At 43.7% G+C, this 18,903-nt stretch carries 19 protein-coding genes, 1 tRNA gene, 2 rRNA genes, 1 other RNA gene and 1 other annotated feature; of the genes, 16 read left to right on the top strand and 7 right to left on the bottom strand.

Annotation, left to right across the window (positions count from 1 at the left end):
* Together rrf and V8G47_RS20050 are read left to right on the top strand one after the other, a co-directional pair.
* Nucleotides 1-80: ribosomal RNA gene (rrf, locus tag V8G47_RS20850) — 5S ribosomal RNA — on the top strand; the annotation flags it as partial.
* Nucleotides 81-830: 750 nt separating this feature from the next.
* Complete coding sequence (locus tag V8G47_RS20050) at nucleotides 831-1,316, top strand: glutathione peroxidase (protein ID WP_336201593.1); 486 nt, start codon at nucleotides 831-833, stop codon at nucleotides 1,314-1,316.
* A gap of 33 nt (nucleotides 1,317-1,349) precedes the next feature.
* Here V8G47_RS20050 and V8G47_RS20045 read toward each other — a convergent pair whose 3' ends face one another.
* Nucleotides 1,350-2,285, bottom strand: coding sequence for a YaaC family protein (locus tag V8G47_RS20045; protein ID WP_336201592.1), 936 nt, complete (start codon nucleotides 2,283-2,285; stop codon nucleotides 1,350-1,352).
* Between the two features lie 112 nt (nucleotides 2,286-2,397).
* Between V8G47_RS20045 and guaB the strand changes: the two genes are divergently transcribed.
* The 6 genes from guaB (at nucleotide 2,398) to V8G47_RS20015 (ending at nucleotide 8,943) form a co-directional block, all read left to right on the top strand.
* Nucleotides 2,398-3,861 (top strand): IMP dehydrogenase, encoded by a 1,464-nt coding sequence (gene guaB, locus V8G47_RS20040; RefSeq protein ID WP_336201591.1) that lies wholly within the window; start codon nucleotides 2,398-2,400, stop codon nucleotides 3,859-3,861.
* Between the two features lie 231 nt (nucleotides 3,862-4,092).
* Entirely contained in the window at nucleotides 4,093-5,412 is a 1,320-nt protein-coding gene (locus tag V8G47_RS20035; RefSeq protein WP_442970883.1) for a serine hydrolase, read from the top strand.
* Between the two features lie 252 nt (nucleotides 5,413-5,664).
* The gene (gene pdxS, locus V8G47_RS20030) at nucleotides 5,665-6,546 is read left to right on the top strand and encodes a pyridoxal 5'-phosphate synthase lyase subunit PdxS (protein ID WP_148996631.1); all 882 of its coding nucleotides are present in this window, start codon (nucleotides 5,665-5,667) and stop codon (nucleotides 6,544-6,546) included.
* Nucleotides 6,547-6,557: 11 nt separating this feature from the next.
* Nucleotides 6,558-7,148, top strand: coding sequence for a pyridoxal 5'-phosphate synthase glutaminase subunit PdxT (gene pdxT, locus V8G47_RS20025; RefSeq protein WP_336201589.1), 591 nt, complete (start codon nucleotides 6,558-6,560; stop codon nucleotides 7,146-7,148).
* 53 nt (nucleotides 7,149-7,201) lie between these two features.
* Nucleotides 7,202-7,411 (top strand) — a binding site (T-box leader).
* A gap of 48 nt (nucleotides 7,412-7,459) precedes the next feature.
* The gene (gene serS, locus V8G47_RS20020) at nucleotides 7,460-8,734 is read left to right on the top strand and encodes a serine--tRNA ligase (RefSeq protein ID WP_336201588.1); all 1,275 of its coding nucleotides are present in this window, start codon (nucleotides 7,460-7,462) and stop codon (nucleotides 8,732-8,734) included.
* 116 nt (nucleotides 8,735-8,850) lie between these two features.
* Nucleotides 8,851-8,943, top strand: a tRNA-Ser gene (locus tag V8G47_RS20015).
* A gap of 106 nt (nucleotides 8,944-9,049) precedes the next feature.
* On the opposite strand, the gene V8G47_RS20010 is transcribed toward V8G47_RS20015, so the two are convergent.
* The 5 genes from V8G47_RS20010 to V8G47_RS19990 form a co-directional block, all read right to left on the bottom strand.
* Nucleotides 9,050-9,409 (bottom strand): hydrolase, encoded by a 360-nt coding sequence (locus tag V8G47_RS20010; RefSeq protein WP_336201587.1) that lies wholly within the window; start codon nucleotides 9,407-9,409, stop codon nucleotides 9,050-9,052.
* Between the two features lie 628 nt (nucleotides 9,410-10,037).
* Nucleotides 10,038-10,706: a deoxynucleoside kinase gene (locus tag V8G47_RS20005; protein WP_336201586.1), complete on the bottom strand. Its 669-nt coding sequence runs from the start codon at nucleotides 10,704-10,706 to the stop codon at nucleotides 10,038-10,040.
* Nucleotides 10,690-11,346 carry a deoxynucleoside kinase gene (locus V8G47_RS20000; protein WP_060675048.1) on the bottom strand — a complete coding sequence of 219 codons (657 nt, stop codon included), beginning with the start codon at nucleotides 11,344-11,346 and terminating at the stop codon, nucleotides 10,690-10,692. The genes V8G47_RS20005 and V8G47_RS20000 overlap by 17 nt, the downstream gene beginning before the upstream one ends.
* Before the next feature lie 219 nt (nucleotides 11,347-11,565).
* A complete protein-coding gene (locus tag V8G47_RS19995; RefSeq protein ID WP_034766111.1) occupies nucleotides 11,566-12,852 on the bottom strand; it encodes a glycosyl hydrolase family 18 protein in 1,287 nt (428 codons plus the stop codon).
* A 78-nt stretch (nucleotides 12,853-12,930) separates the two neighbouring features.
* Nucleotides 12,931-13,470, bottom strand: coding sequence for an isochorismatase family cysteine hydrolase (locus V8G47_RS19990; protein WP_336201585.1), 540 nt, complete (start codon nucleotides 13,468-13,470; stop codon nucleotides 12,931-12,933).
* 82 nt (nucleotides 13,471-13,552) lie between these two features.
* Between V8G47_RS19990 and tadA the strand changes: the two genes are divergently transcribed.
* The 7 genes from tadA (at nucleotide 13,553) to V8G47_RS19955 (ending at nucleotide 17,775) form a co-directional block, all read left to right on the top strand.
* The gene (tadA, locus tag V8G47_RS19985; protein ID WP_336201584.1) at nucleotides 13,553-14,047 is read left to right on the top strand and encodes a tRNA adenosine(34) deaminase TadA; all 495 of its coding nucleotides are present in this window, start codon (nucleotides 13,553-13,555) and stop codon (nucleotides 14,045-14,047) included.
* Between the two features lie 98 nt (nucleotides 14,048-14,145).
* Nucleotides 14,146-14,410: signal recognition particle sRNA large type (ffs, locus tag V8G47_RS19980), an RNA gene on the top strand.
* Nucleotides 14,411-14,561: 151 nt separating this feature from the next.
* Nucleotides 14,562-16,250 (top strand): DNA polymerase III subunit gamma/tau, encoded by a 1,689-nt coding sequence (gene dnaX / locus V8G47_RS19975; RefSeq protein WP_336201583.1) that lies wholly within the window; start codon nucleotides 14,562-14,564, stop codon nucleotides 16,248-16,250.
* 28 nt (nucleotides 16,251-16,278) lie between these two features.
* Entirely contained in the window at nucleotides 16,279-16,605 is a 327-nt protein-coding gene (locus V8G47_RS19970; protein WP_375162873.1) for a YbaB/EbfC family nucleoid-associated protein, read from the top strand.
* An 11-nt stretch (nucleotides 16,606-16,616) separates the two neighbouring features.
* Entirely contained in the window at nucleotides 16,617-17,213 is a 597-nt protein-coding gene (gene recR, locus V8G47_RS19965) for a recombination mediator RecR (RefSeq protein WP_034766119.1), read from the top strand.
* A 17-nt stretch (nucleotides 17,214-17,230) separates the two neighbouring features.
* The gene (locus V8G47_RS19960; protein ID WP_261749150.1) at nucleotides 17,231-17,449 is read left to right on the top strand and encodes a YaaL family protein; all 219 of its coding nucleotides are present in this window, start codon (nucleotides 17,231-17,233) and stop codon (nucleotides 17,447-17,449) included.
* 62 nt (nucleotides 17,450-17,511) lie between these two features.
* A complete protein-coding gene (locus V8G47_RS19955) occupies nucleotides 17,512-17,775 on the top strand; it encodes a pro-sigmaK processing inhibitor BofA family protein (protein ID WP_034766123.1) in 264 nt (87 codons plus the stop codon).
* A gap of 65 nt (nucleotides 17,776-17,840) precedes the next feature.
* Here V8G47_RS19955 and V8G47_RS19950 read toward each other — a convergent pair whose 3' ends face one another.
* Entirely contained in the window at nucleotides 17,841-18,317 is a 477-nt protein-coding gene (locus V8G47_RS19950) for a PaaI family thioesterase (RefSeq protein WP_336201582.1), read from the bottom strand.
* Between the two features lie 498 nt (nucleotides 18,318-18,815).
* Between V8G47_RS19950 and V8G47_RS19945 the strand changes: the two genes are divergently transcribed.
* Nucleotides 18,816-18,903: ribosomal RNA gene (locus V8G47_RS19945) — 16S ribosomal RNA — on the top strand; the annotation flags it as partial.

The raw sequence follows: 18,903 nt of genomic DNA, 5'->3' as shown, positions 1-18,903 counted from the left end.
TGCCGAACACGGAAGTTAAGCTCTTCAGCGCCGATGGTAGTTGGGGGATCTCCCCCTGTGAGAGTAGGACGTCGCCAGGCAAATGTGAAGAAAGAGTAACTCTTAGGGGTTGCTCTTTTTTTGATTTGTCTATTTTAGGAACGGAATGTCTGCCTGTTGACGAAGAAGGGGATGGGATGTGGGTGAACTAGTAAGGACTCCGTAAAGAAAATTCGACAAGCTGGCACGATTATTTTAAATGCCGCATGATTAATCACAACGTCGCATGAAAAACTCATATCCCGCACGATTATTATCGCTCCGGCATGTACCCTCTCCAAGCCCGCATGATTCCTTCTTAATTATTGGAATAAAAAGGTAAAATACGCATAAAAGAAAAAAATGACGCAATTATTTTGAAAATGACGCAATAATTTCAAAAACGACGCAATCCCTTTCAAAAATGACACAATTAACTTACCTTCCCTTTCTCGTCGTAACGAGATCCCTGAAGAAAGGCTAGTAATCTCCCAATTTTAAGCTTTTAATTAATCGAGGACACATTTTTAGGTTCTTTTTGCTCTAAATCATAGTGTTTTTCAAGATACTAAGGAATAATAAAACTTCCTCACTACTGACCACCCAATTTATATAGAAATATGAGATCGGATATCAGTCATCTGACAACCCGCCAATCACCCCCCACCCCCCCATTCAACCCACTTACCCATCCCACACATCCACCTATTCAATCCACATATCTCATCCATCAACACCACCCACTCAAAATTGCTATCTCCCAACCTCCTAACGTATTATTTAAGTAAGAGTATAGACAAGGAGAGAAAAACATGACGACAATTTATGATTTCACTGTTAAGAGAGCGAATGGATCTGTTACGTCGTTGGACGAGTATCGGGGGAAGGTCATGCTGATTGTGAACACAGCAAGTAAGTGTGGCTTTACGCCCCAATTTGAAGAGCTTCAGGGCCTGTATGAAGAGTACAAAGAGGAAGGGCTTGTAGTGCTGGGATTTCCGTGTGATCAATTCATGAACCAGGAGTTCGATAATCAGGATGATATCATGGAGTTCTGTCAGGTAAATTACGGAGTATCATTCCCGATGTTTGCGAAGGTAGACGTGAAGGGGAAGGAAGCTCACCCATTGTTCACATTCTTAACCCGGGAGAAAAAGGGTGTCCTTCTTTCAAATATTAAATGGAACTTTACTAAGTTCCTGGTTGGGAAAAATGGTGAGGTATTCGACCGGTATTCTCCGCAAACCTCCCCCCGTAAAATTGAGGATGATATTAGAAAGCTACTTCATGCTGAATAGAGAAAGAAGAAAGGCTCGACCTTTCTCTTCCTCCTATATTTTATCCTTAAGAATCTTGAGTAATAGATAGGGTGACTTTTCTGTTGTGATGTTGAGAAACGTCGTAATGATGGGATAGTCTTCATTGGTGCGGTTTTTTAATAGTTCAACCCACCATTCGGTTTCATACCGGGCAATCATGCTTAGGTTATATAGAATCGCATAGTGGATAAGTACTTCAGGTATGGCTGATGCTTCGTTTCGAATTCCTGGCAGTACTAATCGGTTTTTGTTTAAATGCCATCTGACAGGTAGTTGTTCCTCAGTGATCGATGCGTGCAGCGTATCATCTGTAATCCAGATTGAATCCCCCGTTATTTTTTCGTTCATGTATTGTTTAAATAAAGACTCGGACATATGAAAGTGGGAGAGTATGGATTCGTCGATTGCCAGTTCGTTCTGATTGGTAAACCAGAGCATGGTTTTCTTTTTGAGTAGAATAAGGAATGCTTCTTCAAGTTCAGGTATTTGGACCAGCAGATCTTCCATTTTGTATTTTTCCCCGATGATATGTTTCACGTGGAACACGAGGTCCGAAAAATGTGAAAAGAGCCCGTTTTTCTGAACCTTTACCTCATCCTGTAAAAACCTGTACTGCTGCTTCTTTCTTTTTCTTGAGGTAATCCCATGAGCAAGAACGGTAGTTGTTTCAGGGTATTCCGGATCTTCTGTCAGGACAATCGCTTTAATAAAATGAATGTATCCATAAAAAAGCAATATGGGCTTTAGTGAAAAAGGAGACATCATGGCTTGTTTATAATAAAGTTCTCCTTGTTCCAGGTAATACATGAATGGATAACAGTTGTCATAACTCTTTACTTCAGCTTGAATGGCCCCCAGTTTTTCGTAACATTTTTTTAGAAACTTCTGGGAGTATTCCGCTGATTGAAAATAGTGAATGAAGTCCCAGTGCTGATATATTTCGTCCAAGAGATCACCTTCTAATTATTCTGAAAAGTTAAATTAATCCTATTCTTCTTGACAGTATTTTAACCAATTGATAACCTACTAATAATATTTTGGGACTAGGGAGGCCGAAAACATGTGGGATTCTAAATTTGCTAAAGAAGGTTTAACGTTTGACGATGTGTTATTATTACCAGCTAAATCAGAGGTGTTACCAAAGGATGTAAACATCTCTGTTGAATTAACGGAATCAATTAAGCTGAATGTTCCTATCATCAGTGCAGGGATGGATACCGTAACCGAAGCTGAAATGGCGATTGCAATGGCTCGAACAGGTGGACTCGGTATCATCCACAAGAATATGAGTATTGAACAGCAGGCTGAACAGGTCGATAAAGTAAAACGTTCCGAAAGTGGAGTTATCTCTGATCCATTCTTTTTAACTCCGGATCATCAAGTCTTTTCTGCAGAGCACTTGATGGGCAAATATAGAATTTCCGGTGTTCCGATTGTGAACAACGAGCAAGAACAGAAGCTTGTCGGGATTTTAACGAATCGCGATCTTCGTTTCATCCAGGATTATTCGATCCAGATTTCTGATGTCATGACGAAGGAGAATCTTGTAACGGCTCCAGTCGGCACTACCCTAGAAGAAGCGGAAAAAATTCTTCAGCAATATAAAATTGAAAAGCTGCCTTTGATCGATCAAGAAGGAACACTTAAAGGATTGATTACGATCAAGGATATTGAGAAAGTCATCGAGTTCCCGAATTCGGCTAAAGATGCTCAAGGGCGTTTATTAGTGGGAGCAGCAGTTGGTATTTCCAAGGACACATTAACTCGTGTAGAACATTTGGTTAAAGCCCATGTGGATGTCATCGTGATCGATACGGCTCACGGTCATTCCGCTGGAGTCCTTACTATTGTTCGTGAAATACGTGAAGCTTATCCAACGTTAAATATCGTTGCAGGTAATGTAGCGACGGCTGAAGCGACAAGAGAATTGATTGAAGCAGGTGCAGATGTGGTCAAAGTGGGAATCGGACCTGGTTCAATCTGTACAACCCGCGTTGTTGCAGGTGTGGGTGTTCCACAAATTACCGCTGTGTATGATTGTGCAACGGAAGCAAGGAAGCATGGTAAGAGCATCATCGCCGATGGAGGCATCAAGTACTCAGGTGATATCGTGAAAGCCCTGGCAGCCGGAGGACATGCCGTCATGCTTGGAAGCTTATTGGCCGGGACGTCCGAAAGCCCTGGCGAAACGGAGATCTTCCAAGGGCGCCGCTTTAAAGTATACAGAGGGATGGGTTCTGTCAGCTCCATGGAAAAAGGATCAAAGGACCGCTATTTCCAAGAAGAAGCGAAAAAGTTCGTTCCAGAAGGCATCGAAGGGCGTATTCCTTATAAAGGACCGTTAGCCGATACATTGTATCAGCTGGTAGGAGGCTTGCGTTCAGGTATGGGATACTGTGGAACAAAAGACTTATTCGACTTAAGGGAAAAGGCGCAGTTCATTAAAATGACAGGTGCCGGCCTCCGTGAAAGTCATCCCCATGATGTTCAGATTACGAAAGAAGCACCAAACTACTCTTTATAAGAAAATAATGACAAAAGCTGATCAGAATTTCCTGGTCAGCTTTTTTTAGTGGGAAAGAAAGGTTATTCCCGGCCTTTTTTTAGAGGCCGCAAGTCCCTTGACCTATGCCAAAACTAGTCATATTCTCTGTCTATTCTTACCTTTGGAACTATGTTAAAATAACGAAGGTGTACATAAAATCTTGGAGGGCTAACAGTGAAAAGAAGTTGGATTCAAAAATCTTTTGTTTGTATGATGGTTTTTATGATGGCAATGAGTATGGTGCAGAAACCTGCCAATGCTCAAGGTGACTTGGACGTAAACGCAAAAGCTGCGATTTTAGTAGAAGCAAGTACAGGTAAGATTCTGTATGAGAAGAATTCTGATACAGCTCAAGGAATTGCAAGTATGACGAAGATGATGACGGAATACGTCTTACTTGAAGCGGTTAAAGAAGGTAAAGTGAAATGGGATCAGACATACACGGTTCCGACAAAAATTTCGAATATGTCCCATAATGATAATTTGAGTAATGTTCCATTAAGAGAAGAGGGAACATATAAACTCAAAGATCTGTATGAGGCAATGGCGATTGAATCTGCGAATGCTGCAGCGATGGCTATCGCTGAAACTGTAGCCGGTTCTCAAGAAAAGTTTGTTCAAATGATGAATGATAAAGCCAAAGAACTGGGCTTGGAAAACTATAAATTTGTCAATGTGACTGGATTGAATAATAAAGATTTAGCTCCTTATGTGGATCAGGTAGTAGGCGGAGCAGATGAAGAAAATGTGATGTCTGCGAAAGATACCGCAACCCTTGCTTATCGATTGATGAAAGATTTCCCTGAAATCCTTGATACATCAAAGATTGCGAAGAAAACATTCGCTGAAGGAACTGAAGATGCTTTCAATATGAAAAACTGGAACTGGATGCTGCCTGGATTAATTCGTGAATACGAGGGCATGGACGGTTTGAAAACCGGTACGACTGATTTTGCGGGTGGATGTTTTACCGGAACAGCTGAAAGAGATGGAATGCGTTATATTACAGTGGTGATGAACGTGGATATCAGCTCTGGTGAAAATTCTTATGACGCACGATTTAATGAAACAAGAAAAATGTTAGATTACGCCTTTACTAATTTCACAATGGAAGAAGTCCTTCCTGCTGACTACAAAGTAAAAGGACATAAAACACTTCCAGTTCAAAAAGGAAAAGAAAAAGAAGTTCAAATCAAAACCGATTCTCCATTAAGCATGGTGGTTAAGAACGGTGAAGAAGATCAATACAAGCCTAAGTTTGTGTTGGATAAGAAAAAGTTGAATGACGATGGCGAACTGACGGCTCCTATTAAAGAAGGGGAAAAGGTCGGGTATGTCATGCTGGAAGCTAAAGGTAAAAAAGATTTAGGTTATCTTACAGATAAAGGATCGAACGCTTCAAAAGCATCTGTTGTGACAGTTGATGGTGTCGAGAAGGCGAACTGGTTCGTCCTTTCCATGAGAGCTGTAGGTGGCTTCTTCGGAGATATTTGGGATTCCATTACTTCTACGGTTAAAGGCTGGTTCTAATATAATGAAACACCAAGACTTATGTTGGACAAGTCTTGGTGTTTTTTATAATTGAATAAATGTAGGGGGATTATACAAAGGGACTGAAGGAATGCTTGTCGCCCCTTCCGCTTTTCGTCTTGACATAAGCCCATTTTTATTGTTTATTTAGCAGTAGGGTTACATAATCATTCCGATTGTTTTAGTCACGTTTTCTTCCTTTTTTGGGAGGTAGTGGGGCAGGCAAGGGATAAATATAAGGGGGATATAGATATGAATACTGGTACAGATCGTGTGAAAAGAGGAATGGCTGAAATGCAAAAAGGCGGCGTGATCATGGACGTTGTCAATGCAGAGCAGGCAAAAGTTGCTGAAGCTGCGGGTGCAGTTGCGGTAATGGCTTTAGAACGGGTTCCAGCAGACATCCGTGCTGCCGGTGGAGTGGCAAGAATGGCAGATCCTCGTATTATTGAAGAAGTGATGGGTGCTGTGTCGATTCCTGTAATGGCGAAGGCTCGTATCGGTCATATCGTTGAGGCAAGGGTCCTTGAATCAATGGGTGTTGATTATCTTGATGAAAGTGAAGTATTGACGCCGGCTGATGAAGAGTACCATTTAAATAAAAGAGATTTCACGGTTCCTTTCGTATGCGGATGCCGTGATTTAGGTGAAGCTGCCCGCCGTATCGGTGAAGGGGCATCTATGCTTCGTACAAAGGGTGAGCCTGGAACAGGTAACATCGTTGAAGCGGTTCGTCATATGCGTAAGGTAAATGCTCAAGTACGTAAGCTAGTGAGCATGAATGAAGATGAGATCATGACAGAAGCGAAGTTACTGGGAGCTCCATACGAATTATTGTTAGAAATTAAAGAAAACGGTCGTTTACCTGTTGTAAACTTTGCTGCAGGCGGAATTGCCACACCAGCTGATGCTGCTCTTATGATGGAACTCGGGGCTGACGGAGTATTCGTAGGCTCTGGTATCTTCAAGTCAGAGAACCCTGAGAAATTCGCAAAAGCGATTGTAGAAGCGACTACTCACTACCAGGATTACAAGTTGATCGCAGAGCTGTCTAAAGAGCTTGGTGTAGCCATGAAGGGTGTAGAAATTTCTTCTATCCTCCCTGAAAACCGCATGCAAGATCGTGGATGGTAAGGTGTGATTCTATGTTGAACATCGGTGTATTAGGACTTCAAGGTGCCGTCAGGGAGCATGTACGTTCAATTGAAGCCTCCGGGGCCAAGGCGATCGTCGTGAAGCGTGTAGAGCAACTGGAAGAGATTCAGGGGCTCATCATGCCTGGCGGGGAGAGTACGACGATGAGAAGGCTGATTGACCGCTACGGCTTTATGGAGCCGTTAAGACAATTCGCAGCAGCAGGGAAGCCGATCTTTGGAACATGCGCCGGATTGATTCTGTTAGCGGGTCATATTGTCGGTTACGAAGAACCTCATCTTGGGGTGATGGATGTGACGGTGGAGCGTAATTCATTCGGCCGTCAGAAGGAAAGCTTCGAAGCGGACCTTTCGATTGCCCATGTAGGAGAAGGATTCAATGCCGTCTTCATCCGTGCGCCTCATATCGTGGAAGCGGGAGAAGATGTTGAAATCCTGGCGAAGCATAACGAGCGGATCGTGCTTGCCCGCCACGGCCAGTTCCTTGGCTGTTCTTTCCATCCTGAATTGACGGATGATCATCGTTTGACAGCTTTCTTCGTTGAAATGGTGAAAGAAAGCATGGAGAAAACAATCGCATAATTCTATTGCAAAATGGAAAACATTGTAGTAGATTATGAAATAACCAATAAAAATTTAAATCGTTGATAGGAAATAGTAGTAAAGAAAGCTTGCTAAAGAGAGTCGATGGGCGGTGAGAATCGATGCAGGATCTTTACGAATCCATCCTTGAGTGAAGTACTGAATGAAGTAGGTATTTTCGGTGATTCCGTTACCATCTCTTAAGAGGAAGATGCGAGAGCGTCTTCAATTAGGGTGGCAACGCGGAAACCTCCGTCCCTTTTACCAGGGATGGGGGTTTTTTATTTTTTTATAAAAAGGAGAGAAAGTGCATGTTAGACATTAAGTATTTACGTAACAATCTGGAAGATGTAAAAGCCCGACTTCAGCACCGTGGTGAGAACCTGGAGGACTTCGGTAAGTTTGAAGAGCTTGATAAGAGAAGAAGAGAGCTCCTTGTTGAAAGTGAAGATCTAAAGAGCAAGCGTAATGAAGTATCTCAACAAATTGCCGAGCTGAAAAAAGAGAAAAAAGATGCTCAGGATATGATTTTGGAGATGCGTGAAGTGGGTGCCAAGGTGAAAAAATTGGATGATGAATTAAGAGGCATCGAAGAAGAGCTTGAGCGCATCCTTCTTTCTATTCCAAATATCCCTCATGAAACGGTACCTGTCGGGGAAACAGAAGATGATAATGTGGAAGCGCGTAAATGGGGAGAGGTCAGGGAATTTGATTTCGAAGCACAGCCTCACTGGGATGTTGCAACAAATCTCGGGATCCTTGATTTCGAACGGGCAGGAAAAGTGACGGGAAGCCGTTTCGTTTTCTATAAAGGCCTTGGCGCAAGACTTGAAAGAGCCCTTATCAACTTTATGATGGACCTTCACATGGATGAACATGGCTATACGGAAATGATTCCTCCATTCCTGGTGAATCGGGCGAGTATGACAGGGACAGGTCAACTTCCAAAATTTGAAGAAGATGCTTTCAGAATCGAGAGCGAGGACTATTTCTTAGTTCCTACGGCAGAAGTACCTGTAACGAATTATCATCGTGATGAGATCCTGAAGGCTGACGAGCTGCCTGTAAGCTATGTGGCATACAGCGCCAACTTCCGCTCTGAAGCCGGATCTGCAGGTCGTGATACAAGAGGGTTGATCCGTCAGCATCAATTCAACAAAGTCGAGCTAGTGCGCTTTGTGAAGCCTGAGGACTCTTATGATGAGTTAGAGAAATTAACGGGTCATGCTGAAAAAGTTCTTCAGCTGCTTGGCCTTCCATACCGCGTATTATCTATGTGTACAGCGGACCTGGGCTTCACTGCAGCCAAGAAGTACGATATTGAAGTCTGGATTCCGAGTTACGGGACGTACCGTGAGATTTCTTCTTGCAGTAACTTTGAAAGCTTCCAGGCGAGACGTGCCAACATCCGTTTCAGAAGAGAGCCGAACGCGAAACCAGAACATGTGCATACGTTAAATGGATCTGGATTAGCAATCGGACGTACAGTAGCCGCCATCCTGGAAAACTACCAGCAGGAAGATGGCAGTGTCATTGTACCAGAAGCCCTTCGTCCATATATGGGTGGAGTGGAAGTCATTAAATAAAACGTTTTTGTCAGCAAAAAGAAGTCTCACATTCATCCGTGAGACTTCTTTTAAATTTTTTTTGAAATATCCTTGACTCCATATTTACACCATGTTATTATAGTTCTTGTCGATACGGAGGAATACCCAAGTCCGGCTGAAGGGATCGGTCTTGAAAACCGACAGGGGTGTAACAGCCCGCGGGGGTTCGAATCCCCCTTCCTCCTCCATTGATTTTTTTATAACCATCGCGCATAAACTTTGGAGATAGAATTCGTTACATTTAATGTAACGAATTTTTTTGTTTTATCCCCATGTCAAAGGACCTGGTACCTCTTACTTAAGGTTCTCTATATCTTCTCTTACATGGTGATCGGACGTGTTTTCGAGTACACCGATCGCTGTGATATGACTGCGTGCTTCTTCATCCCCCAGCAGGTAGATCTTCGCATAAATATCCCTCATCGATTGATCATAATGATTATCTTCTGGTGAATTATGATACTGGCGGAATGGAATTTGGGCACGTCTCATGGTCGACATGTCGTCATCATAGTTATCGTTAAAAAGCATTTTAAGCTCGTTCACCTCTGTAGGAGTTGCGAATATCCGAAAGCTCGGACTGGCGTTTTGATTCGGATCCTGCAGAATATCCCCGCTGCTGATATCAACAAAATATGTTTGTTTCGATTCCATCATCTCTTCATCTCCTCAATCGATTATTTGTTACTACCTATACCTCTTTTCGAATGGAAATAAACGGATGGGTGCTGTTTTTAGACCTTGTTGGTTCATTCATGGTTTGTCGTTATTCTTACACAGACTATGATTTGCAAATGCTCTGTCATTGAGTGTGTGCCGGAGACTGAGGGGAACTGCTCCGCTTTCCACGGACGTTCGGCCGAGCCTCCTCAGCGCAGATCGCTTCCGGGGTCTCGGCGCGCCCGTTTTCCGTAGGAGTCTACGCAGTTCCCCTCACTCTCTATAGCAGCAATTATTGACAGAGCTAAATAGTTTTTGAAAATCAGTAAAGGCAAAGAACATCGACTAATAATTCATTTCTTCTGCATTCAAAAGAAAATGACTGGGTTGTAAGCAGCCCATACAGTAACACAGTTAGGGAACTGCTTACGCTTGATAAGTTGATTGAAGCGGAAGGTGCTCGACTCCTGCGGGAAAAGCTGGACAGGTGAGACCCCGGAAGGCGAAGCCTGAGGAGGCTCACCGCCAGCCCCGCGGAAAGCGAGCACCTGGAGCGGAAATCAACCACAACTCTCTCAACATCAAAAAAAGACTACTCTTAGCGCAGAGTAGTCTTTTTTATTTAGCTCTTTAACATTCTCGTCTGTTCGATGAAGTAGCTGATTCTTTCGACGATGGGCTCGATGGAGTTTTGGTCGTTGACGAGGTCGTATTCGCTGATGTCGAGTCTTAAGACGGGACATGCGTTAAAGGAATTGATCCAGTTTTCGTAGCGCTCGTGCATTTCCTCCCAGTAGGCAACAGGGGTTTGCTGTTCCATCGGGCGACCCCGCTCACGAATGCGATCCACAATATTATCAATGGATCCTTCAAGGTAAATCAAAAGATCAGGGTGTGGGAAATACGGTGTCATGACCATGGCATCGAATAGGCTTGTATAGGTTTCATAGTCGATTTCACTCATATTCCCTTTTTCATAATGCATGCGGGCGAATATGCCTGTATCTTCATAGATGGAGCGGTCTTGGATAAAGCCGCCACCGTATTCAAAGATCTTCTTCTGTTCTTTAAAGCGTTCTGCCAGGAAGTAGACTTGAAGGTGGAAGCTCCAGCTTTTAAAGTCCTGATAAAATTTATCCAGATATGGATTGGTATCCACTTTTTCAAATGACGTCCGGAAGCCCAAAGCATTGGCCAATCCGTTTGTCATCGTGGATTTCCCGACACCGACCGTTCCGGCAATGGTGATCACGGCATTGTTCGGGATCCCGTATTTAGTGCGAAGATTCATGATAGTGAACTCCTTTTTTCAGTGTAGTTTCTAATTGAGTAAGAATATGATCCAGATCCTCTTTGTTTTGAACGAAGTCTACGTGGTCGCCATTGTAGCGAAGAACAGGGATATCCGGGTGTGTTTCCTCGAATGTATTCATATATTCTTCATAATCAAGTGATAGCTGCTTCAGGTAGAGAGGGCTGATTTTCTTTTCAAAATCACGTCCTCTTTTTTCAATGCGCTTCAGGAGCGTATCCAAGCTTGCGTTCAAGTAAATGACCACATTGGGTCTCGGCATGTCTGAAGTCAGGATGTCATAGATGTTGAGGTATTTCTTGAATTGTTGTTCATCCTTCAATGTGCGTTTTGCGAAGATGATGTTTTTAAGAATATGATAATCTGCAACGACAGATTTGTTCTGAGATAAGTAGTGTTTCTCGATATCTTCTAATTGTTTATATCGATTGCATAAGAAAAACATCTCTGTTTGAAAGCTCCACTCTTCAATGTCATCATAAAACTTATCTAAGAATGGGTTTTCATCTACGATTTCTTTAAGCAGGTGAAATTGAAAATGATCGGAAATCGCTTTTGCAAGAGAGGTTTTTCCTATTCCAATCGGGCCTTCAACGGTAATGAAAGGAATGCGCCCCATTAATTGTCCTCCTCATATTACTCTCGAATATAGTGTGAAAAATTACGACAGGAATTATTGTAACACAATATATGGATGGTTTGTTCAGGATATTTCCTGTATAGATAAAACACATCACCTTCATTGTATCGGCTTCCTGTAAGGGAATTTTATGAAGACGCACATAAAAAGCTGATGAATAGGTGTTTATAGATTTACCTATCCATCAGCTTCTATTAATTATCTTTTTACAACATTGAAATTGTCGGAAATTAACAGCCAGTTTTGAGGGAAAGGCAGGCCGAGCTTCCAATAGCTCATCCCCCTCAATTTCAATTCTTTCATAAGGTCGAATTTGGCCTGGATGCTCCGTGCATCTTCAAACCAAACTTCATGATCTTTTCCGGTGCCTGCATCACGGTACTTGAAGAATGGTGCCTGCGCTTTTTGATCATAATCGATTTTGACATTGTTATCAGCGGCTATCTGGATTGCCTGTTGGGGACTGATGGCTTTGGCGGTGCTTCCCTGTACAAAAGGGAGTGTCCAGTCATAACCATATAAATTCTGGCCCATGAGAATCTTGGATGGGGGCATCTCAGAAACAGCATACTCAAGAACGTCCCTCACCGGTCCGATAGGGGATACGGCCATGGCGGGACCGCCGCTGTAACCCCACTCATACGTCATGATGACCACGAAGTCGACAATTTCACCGTGGGCTTTATAATCATGGGCTTCATACCATTTCCCTTTTTGATCCGCGCTGGTCTTTGGGGCAAGGGCGGTGGAGAGCAACCATCCTTCCTGATTGAAGCGTGCCTTCGCTTTTCGCAAGAATTGGTTGTAGGCTTCTTTGTCCTGTGGACGTAAGTACTCAAAGTCGAAGTGAATATCCCTGAATCCATATTTCTTTGCCGTTTGGACGACGTTATCCAGGAACTTATTCTGGATGTTCTGATCGGTTAATAGAATTCTGCCCAGTTCATCACTGAATGTCCCTTCCTCCTGGTTGGTGATTGCCATCATCATGACATTATTATTGTCTTTCCCCGTTTGTATGAGGTTTCCGAGGGGAGGTTCTTTCAAAGTGCCATCCCGCTTCGCCTGAAAACTGAATGGAGCAAGATACGTGAGGTAGGGGGCAGCTTCCTTGGCGCTTTGTTCAAGGTTCGGGGCCACTTCCTTTCCGTATGGCTCGACATAGCCATTAAACTCCGCCTTCACCTTAGGCTTCTGTGGGATGTATAAACGAGTCCCCACCTGTAGAGGCTGATTAGGGGAAATCCCGTTCACCCTTGCAAGTTCCTGGTAAGGGACGCCCGTCTTTTGACTGATGCCCCACAGACTATCCCCGGGTTGAACAAAATAAAAACTTCCTATAATCGGGATGACCAGTGATTGGCCGATCACTAAATTATTGGGGTTCGGCAACTGATTGGCGTCCACTATATCATTAACTGTTGATCCATACGCTTGAGCGATACCAAATAAAGATTGGTTCGGCTGGACAACATGTATTTGCATAAACAAACCCTCCTCTAATTGATTCACTATAATCAGCGTATGAGAAGGGAGGTTTGAATATGTTTTCTGCCGGAAATTTTATAAAATCCCGGCGGTAGGATCAATCTTTGCTTTTAAGACATTTTTCATCATCGTCAAGGCGTAGTGATTATCTTCTTCACTGACAGAAGCGATGGCGTCACCGGGCACCATCAGGTTAAACTCTCTCATATAGGCATCATTGGCTGTGAAGAGTACACATATATTGCCGGCAATCCCTGTGATGATCAGGTTCTTGACAGATAAGTGGTGAAGAAGCGTGTTTAGTGCCGTACCATAAAAGGCAGAGTGCTTCGGTTTAATAAGAAAGTAATCGTCTTCCATCGGTTGGAGAGGAGTCATGATCGGGTCGCTCGTCTTATTATGACATTTCTTATAAATCTCTTTGTAATCTGCTTTCCAAAGCTCGTAATGGTCGTTAATATAGATGGTAGGAAGCTGATGTTTCATGCAATAGCGACGCAGGGAGTTAATGGGATCGACAATCTTTGAGGTGTGTTGCGCCAAAGTTTCCCCGTGTTTGAAGTCAAATGGATTCATAATATCGATGACCAGAAGAGCAGTATCGTTAGGTATCATGTGTAAGCCCCTTTCCACTATAGTTTGGTGTGAATCGGGATATTTTATAAAGGATTGAGAAATAAATTTACAGGAGTACACAATGGGTATAAGAGAAGAACAGTTTATGAAAGAAGCACTGATAGAAGCAGAGAAAGCAGCCGCGATCCAGGAAGTTCCGATCGGAGCCGTAATTGTGATGAATGACGAAATCATCGCCCGGGCCCATAATCTGAGGGAAACAAGCCAAAACGCCATCACCCATGCCGAAACACTGGCGATCCAAGAGGCTTGTGAGAAGCTTGGCACCTGGCGTCTTGAAGGAGCGGAACTTTATGTCACCCTTGAACCTTGTCCCATGTGCAGCGGTGCCATCATCCTATCAAGAATAGAGAAAGTCGTTTATGGGGCAAAGGATCCGAAAGCGGGTTGTGCCGGGACGTTGATGAATCTACTTGAGGATGATCGGTTTAATCACCAGTGTGAAGTATTGCCTGGGGTATTGTCGGAAGAGTGTGGTGGAATCCTGTCCCGATTTTTTAAAGGATTGAGGGATCGGAAGAAAAGTGAGAAGAAAAAGAGGATGGATAGTCTGTAAATAACTTACAGCATTCCATCATTGCTTTTTACCGTAAATCCTAGTATACTTAATCTTGCGTCGCACTAATGACGCAACTAAATATGGTATCAATTTTGCCGTGCTAGGTGGGGAGGTAGCGGTGCCCTGTACTCGCAATCCGCTCCAGCGAGACCGAATTCCTTTCCGAGGCTCGCACTCTGTAGGGCCTGCCTCAAGTAAGTGGTGTTGACGCCTGGGTCCTGCGCAATGGGAATCCATGAACCATGTCAGGTCCGGAAGGAAGCAGCATTAAGTGGAAGCTCCCATGTGCCGCAGGGTTGCCTGGGCCGAGCTAACTGCTTGAGTAACGCCTATGGATGCTTGTCGACGAAAGGTGCACGGCAGTTTAATTTATATACAACAACTCATCCATTTCCGGGTGAGTTTTTTGTTTGTGTAAAGGTTTAAATTGATCTCCGGTTTTCTTTGTAAAAGGGATTTACATTACGTTATAATAGAGACACTATAGTACATAAAAAGAGGGGGGAGTATTTTGGCATATCAAGCTTTATATCGTGTGTGGCGTCCTCAGTCATTTATTGATGTAGTGGGACAGCAGCATGTAACGAAAACGTTGCAAAATGCCCTCCTTCATCAGAAGATTTCCCATGCCTATTTATTCTCGGGACCAAGAGGGACAGGGAAGACGAGTGCGGCGAAGATCCTGGCAAAAGCCGTTAACTGTGAACGTTCCCCTGTAGCGGAACCTTGCAATGAGTGCGATGCATGTAAAGGGATCACGGACGGTTCGATCCCAGATGTCATTGAAATCGATGCTGCTTCCAATAACGGAGTGGAGGAAATCCGGGACATCCGGGATAAAGTCAAATATTCTCCAAACGTTGTCGAGTATAAAGTTTACATCATTGATGAGGTTCATATGTTGTCCATCGGAGCATTCAATGCGCTTCTTAAAACATTGGAAGAGCCGCCTAAACATGTCATATTCATCCTGGCGACGACCGAACCCCATAAGATTCCCCTGACAATCATTTCGCGCTGTCAGCGATTTGACTTCAAACGGATCACCGCCATGGATATTGTGGGAAGAATGAGTCACATAGCTGCAGAATCCGGCGTGAATTTTGAAGAAAATGCCCTGACCATCATTGCAAGGGCAGCCGAGGGCGGGATGCGGGATGGTCTCAGCCTTCTCGATCAGGCGATTTCCTTCAGTCAGGACCGGGTCACAGTGGATGACGCCCTAACGGTAACGGGAGCCGTTTCTCAAGGTTACTTGAATACCCTGGCAAAGGCCATCTTGGAACGAGATGTTACAACTGGTTTAGGGGCCCTGGAAGAGCTCCTGTTTCAAGGGAAGGACCCGGCGAGGTTTGCAGAAGATTTCATCCTTTATTTCAGGGACATGCTGTTATACCAGACCGCACCGAACCTGGAGGAATCACTGGAACGGGTCATGCTCGACGATGATTTCAAAGAATTGGCAGAGCGTACCCAGCCTGGACAGATCTATCAGTACATTGACGTCCTGAATCAGGCCGGTCAGGAAATGAAGTTTACGAACCATGCCCGGATTTATCTGGAGGTTTCCATTGTGAAGCTCTGTCAGATGGAAGCGCCCGTATCGGCTTCTTCGCCGGAAGTAAATGATTTGATGAAAAAGATCAACCTTCTTGAAAAAGAGGTCGAACAGCTGAAGGCAAATGGAGTCAAGGTTCAAGCGGAGCCAGCTGCACAGGCTGCGAAAAAACCGATCAGGGCGAAGAAAGGATTCCGTGCCCCTACCGGTAAGATCCAGGAAGTGCTCCGAACGGCCACGAAAGAAGATCTAAATCTTATCAAGAGCCGTTGGGGAGACATGGTGGAAACCTTAAATCAGCGTCAGATGCGTTCGCAGTCTGCATTATTAAATGATGCTGAACCTGTAGCAGCAACAAACGGCTCATTTGTGTTAAAATTCAAATATGATATCCATTGTCAGATGGCAATGGAGAATCAAGCTTTCACTTCCGCGATTGCTTCCATTCTGGAAGAATTAACGGGAAATAGCTATGAGGCTATTGGAATTCCCGAGGATCAGTGGATGTCCATAAGGGAAGACTTCATCCGGAATTCGAAAACAGAAGATGGGGATTCATCCAGCGGGAATCAAGAAGAAGATTCTCTCTTAACGGAAGCTGAAAAGCTGGTCGGTATGGATTTAATAGAACTTAACGATTAATATTTTCAATAATAAACTGGAGGTAATGATGATGATGCGTGGAAATGGAAATATGCAAAATATGATGAAACAAATGCAAAAAATGCAAAAGAAAATGGCGGAAGCTCAGGAAGAACTGGGTGAAAAGCAAATCGAGGGAACAGCAGGCGGCGGAATGGTAACAGTCATCGTGTCAGGCCACAAACAAGTCATTGATGTGAAAATCAACGAAGAAGCGGTCGATCCGGATGATGTAGAAATGTTACAAGACTTAGTTCTTGCAGCAACTAACGATGCACTGAAGAAAGCGGACGAATTAACGAACTCCACCATGGGTCAGTTCACTAAAGGAATGAACCTACCGGGAATGTTCTAGGAGGCAAACATATGCATTATCCTGAGCCTATATCAAAGCTGATCGACAGCTTTATGAAACTGCCGGGAATCGGGCCGAAAACTGCGGCCCGCCTGGCTTTTTTTGTTCTTAGTATGAAAGAGGATACCGTATTGGACTTTGCGAAAGCGCTGGTCAATGCAAAACGTAACTTGAGTTACTGCTCCGTCTGCGGGCACATAACGGATCAAGATCCCTGCTATATCTGTGAGGATCAAAGGCGTGATCGCAGCATCATCTGTGTCGTGCAGGATCCTAAGGATGTCATCGCTATGGAGAAGATGAAAGAATATAACGGACAATATCATGTGCTTCATGGAGCCATCTCCCCAATGGATGGGATCGGACCTGAAGACATTAATGTACCTGACCTCATCAAACGTCTTCAAAGTGATGAAGTCCAGGAAGTCATCCTGGCAACCAACCCCAATATCGAAGGGGAAGCGACAGCCATGTACATCTCCCGACTCGTCAAACCATCCGGTATCCGGATCACAAGGATCGCCCACGGACTTCCTGTCGGCGGTGACTTGGAGTACGCAGACGAAGTAACGTTATCGAAGGCCCTGGAAGGAAGAAGAGACGTTTAACGAAGGAGAGGATACCTATGTTTTTCAGGAAAAAAGGAAAGCTGAAAAAAGAGTATGACCAATCCTTACTTCACGTTTTAGACGAAACAAAGGATCAGTGGAATCAGCAGCGTTCCATAGAAGAGATGAGTGTGGATTATAATCTGAACATCCACTGTCATTCGAAAATTGCAGAAGCCAAATATTTTTTTCTTTTTAGGGAAGCGAAACATAGAAAGATCGTCATAAAAAGGTAGACAACCATCATATCCTTTCAATAAGAGACTATATATGTTCTTTGTTGAGAGGAGAGAAGGGTATGAGCCCAGTTATCGTCATAGCGGTGATCAGCGGTCTGATCGTACTGCTGTTAGCGACGGGTACGCCCATCAAGCCACTTCGGTTTGTTGGACAAGTCGCCATGAAGGTCATGATCGGAGCACTATTTTTATTTTTCCTGAACGCTTTCGGAAGTCAGTACGGAATTCATGTTCCGATTAACGTCGCCACCTCATCTATTTCAGGGATATTGGGTATTCCGGGGGTAGTGGGACTTACGGTGATTCAAATGTGGATATTATAATCGTCAAATCCGATTGAAAAAGCAGTCAAGATCCAGGTGAAGGTTACCCGGGTCTTGACTGCTTTTTATTTGACGAATGTCTTCGGCATAACAACCGCTACTACTTCTCCCCGTGCGCATAGATTCCCCTCTGCGAACACTTCTGTTTCCACTTTAAACTTCTTCGGATGAATCTCGTGAACCGTTCCTACTGCCTTTAATGGAACATTGTGTGGAGTCGGTTTCATGAAATCAACTTGCAGGGAAGCCGTCACGAAGCGGGGAGGTTCCTGACCGTCCCCGATCTCCCCACCATTTTTCCGATGAAGAGCGATTGCTGCTGAGCCGGTACCGTGACAATCGATTAAAGAGGCAATCAATCCGCCATACACAAAGCCCGGTAAAGCAGTATGCTCCGGTTTTGGAGTATAGATGGTGACGGTTTGGTCTCCTTCAACTCCCGTACGGAAATGATGCCCCTCTTCATTAAGTCGGCCACACCCATAACACCATGCAAAATCATCAGGGTAATCATCCTGGATGGCACGAATGACTTCATTCATATTAACTTCTCCCTTCTACACAAACTCTATCTATAAAGTACACTTCTATAAACGATCTGAAATACCTTTATTATATAATCTCTATTATTCTACTAATATGAAGTTTAAAACACTTTTCATCCCCGATACGAGCACGATGAAACCATTTATGAAGTACCCGAGGCTACCAAGGCCATCAAAGATGAAGTTCTATATTGGATGAAAGGGAGGTTCTATTTACAGAAGAATAGAAGGAAAAGAAATCCTTTCAGAAATATTTAACAAAAGATGAAAAATAGTATTGACTCATAATAGAAGAAGATGCTATTATATTCCTTGTCGCCAAAACAAGGCGAGAAACAAATTTCAAAAAAATCTTGACGCTTCATATCAAAAAATGTTATATTTAAGAGGTGCTCAAGAGAGCCCAATGAAACATTGAACCTTGAAAACTGAACAAAACAAGACAATACGTCAACGTTAATTCTAGATTTATTTTTTAAAGAGCTATTCAAACTTTTATCGGAGAGTTTGATCCTGGCTCAGGACGAACGCTGGCGGCGTGCCTAATACATGCAAGTCGAGCGGATTGATGGGAGCTTGCTCC

The sequence above is a fragment of the Rossellomorea sp. LJF3 genome, from assembly GCF_037046045.1.
GTDB lineage: Bacteria > Bacillota > Bacilli > Bacillales > Bacillaceae_B > Rossellomorea.
The sequence above is the reverse complement of the archived record's forward strand: the minus strand, read 5'-3'. Positions and strand labels throughout refer to the sequence as shown.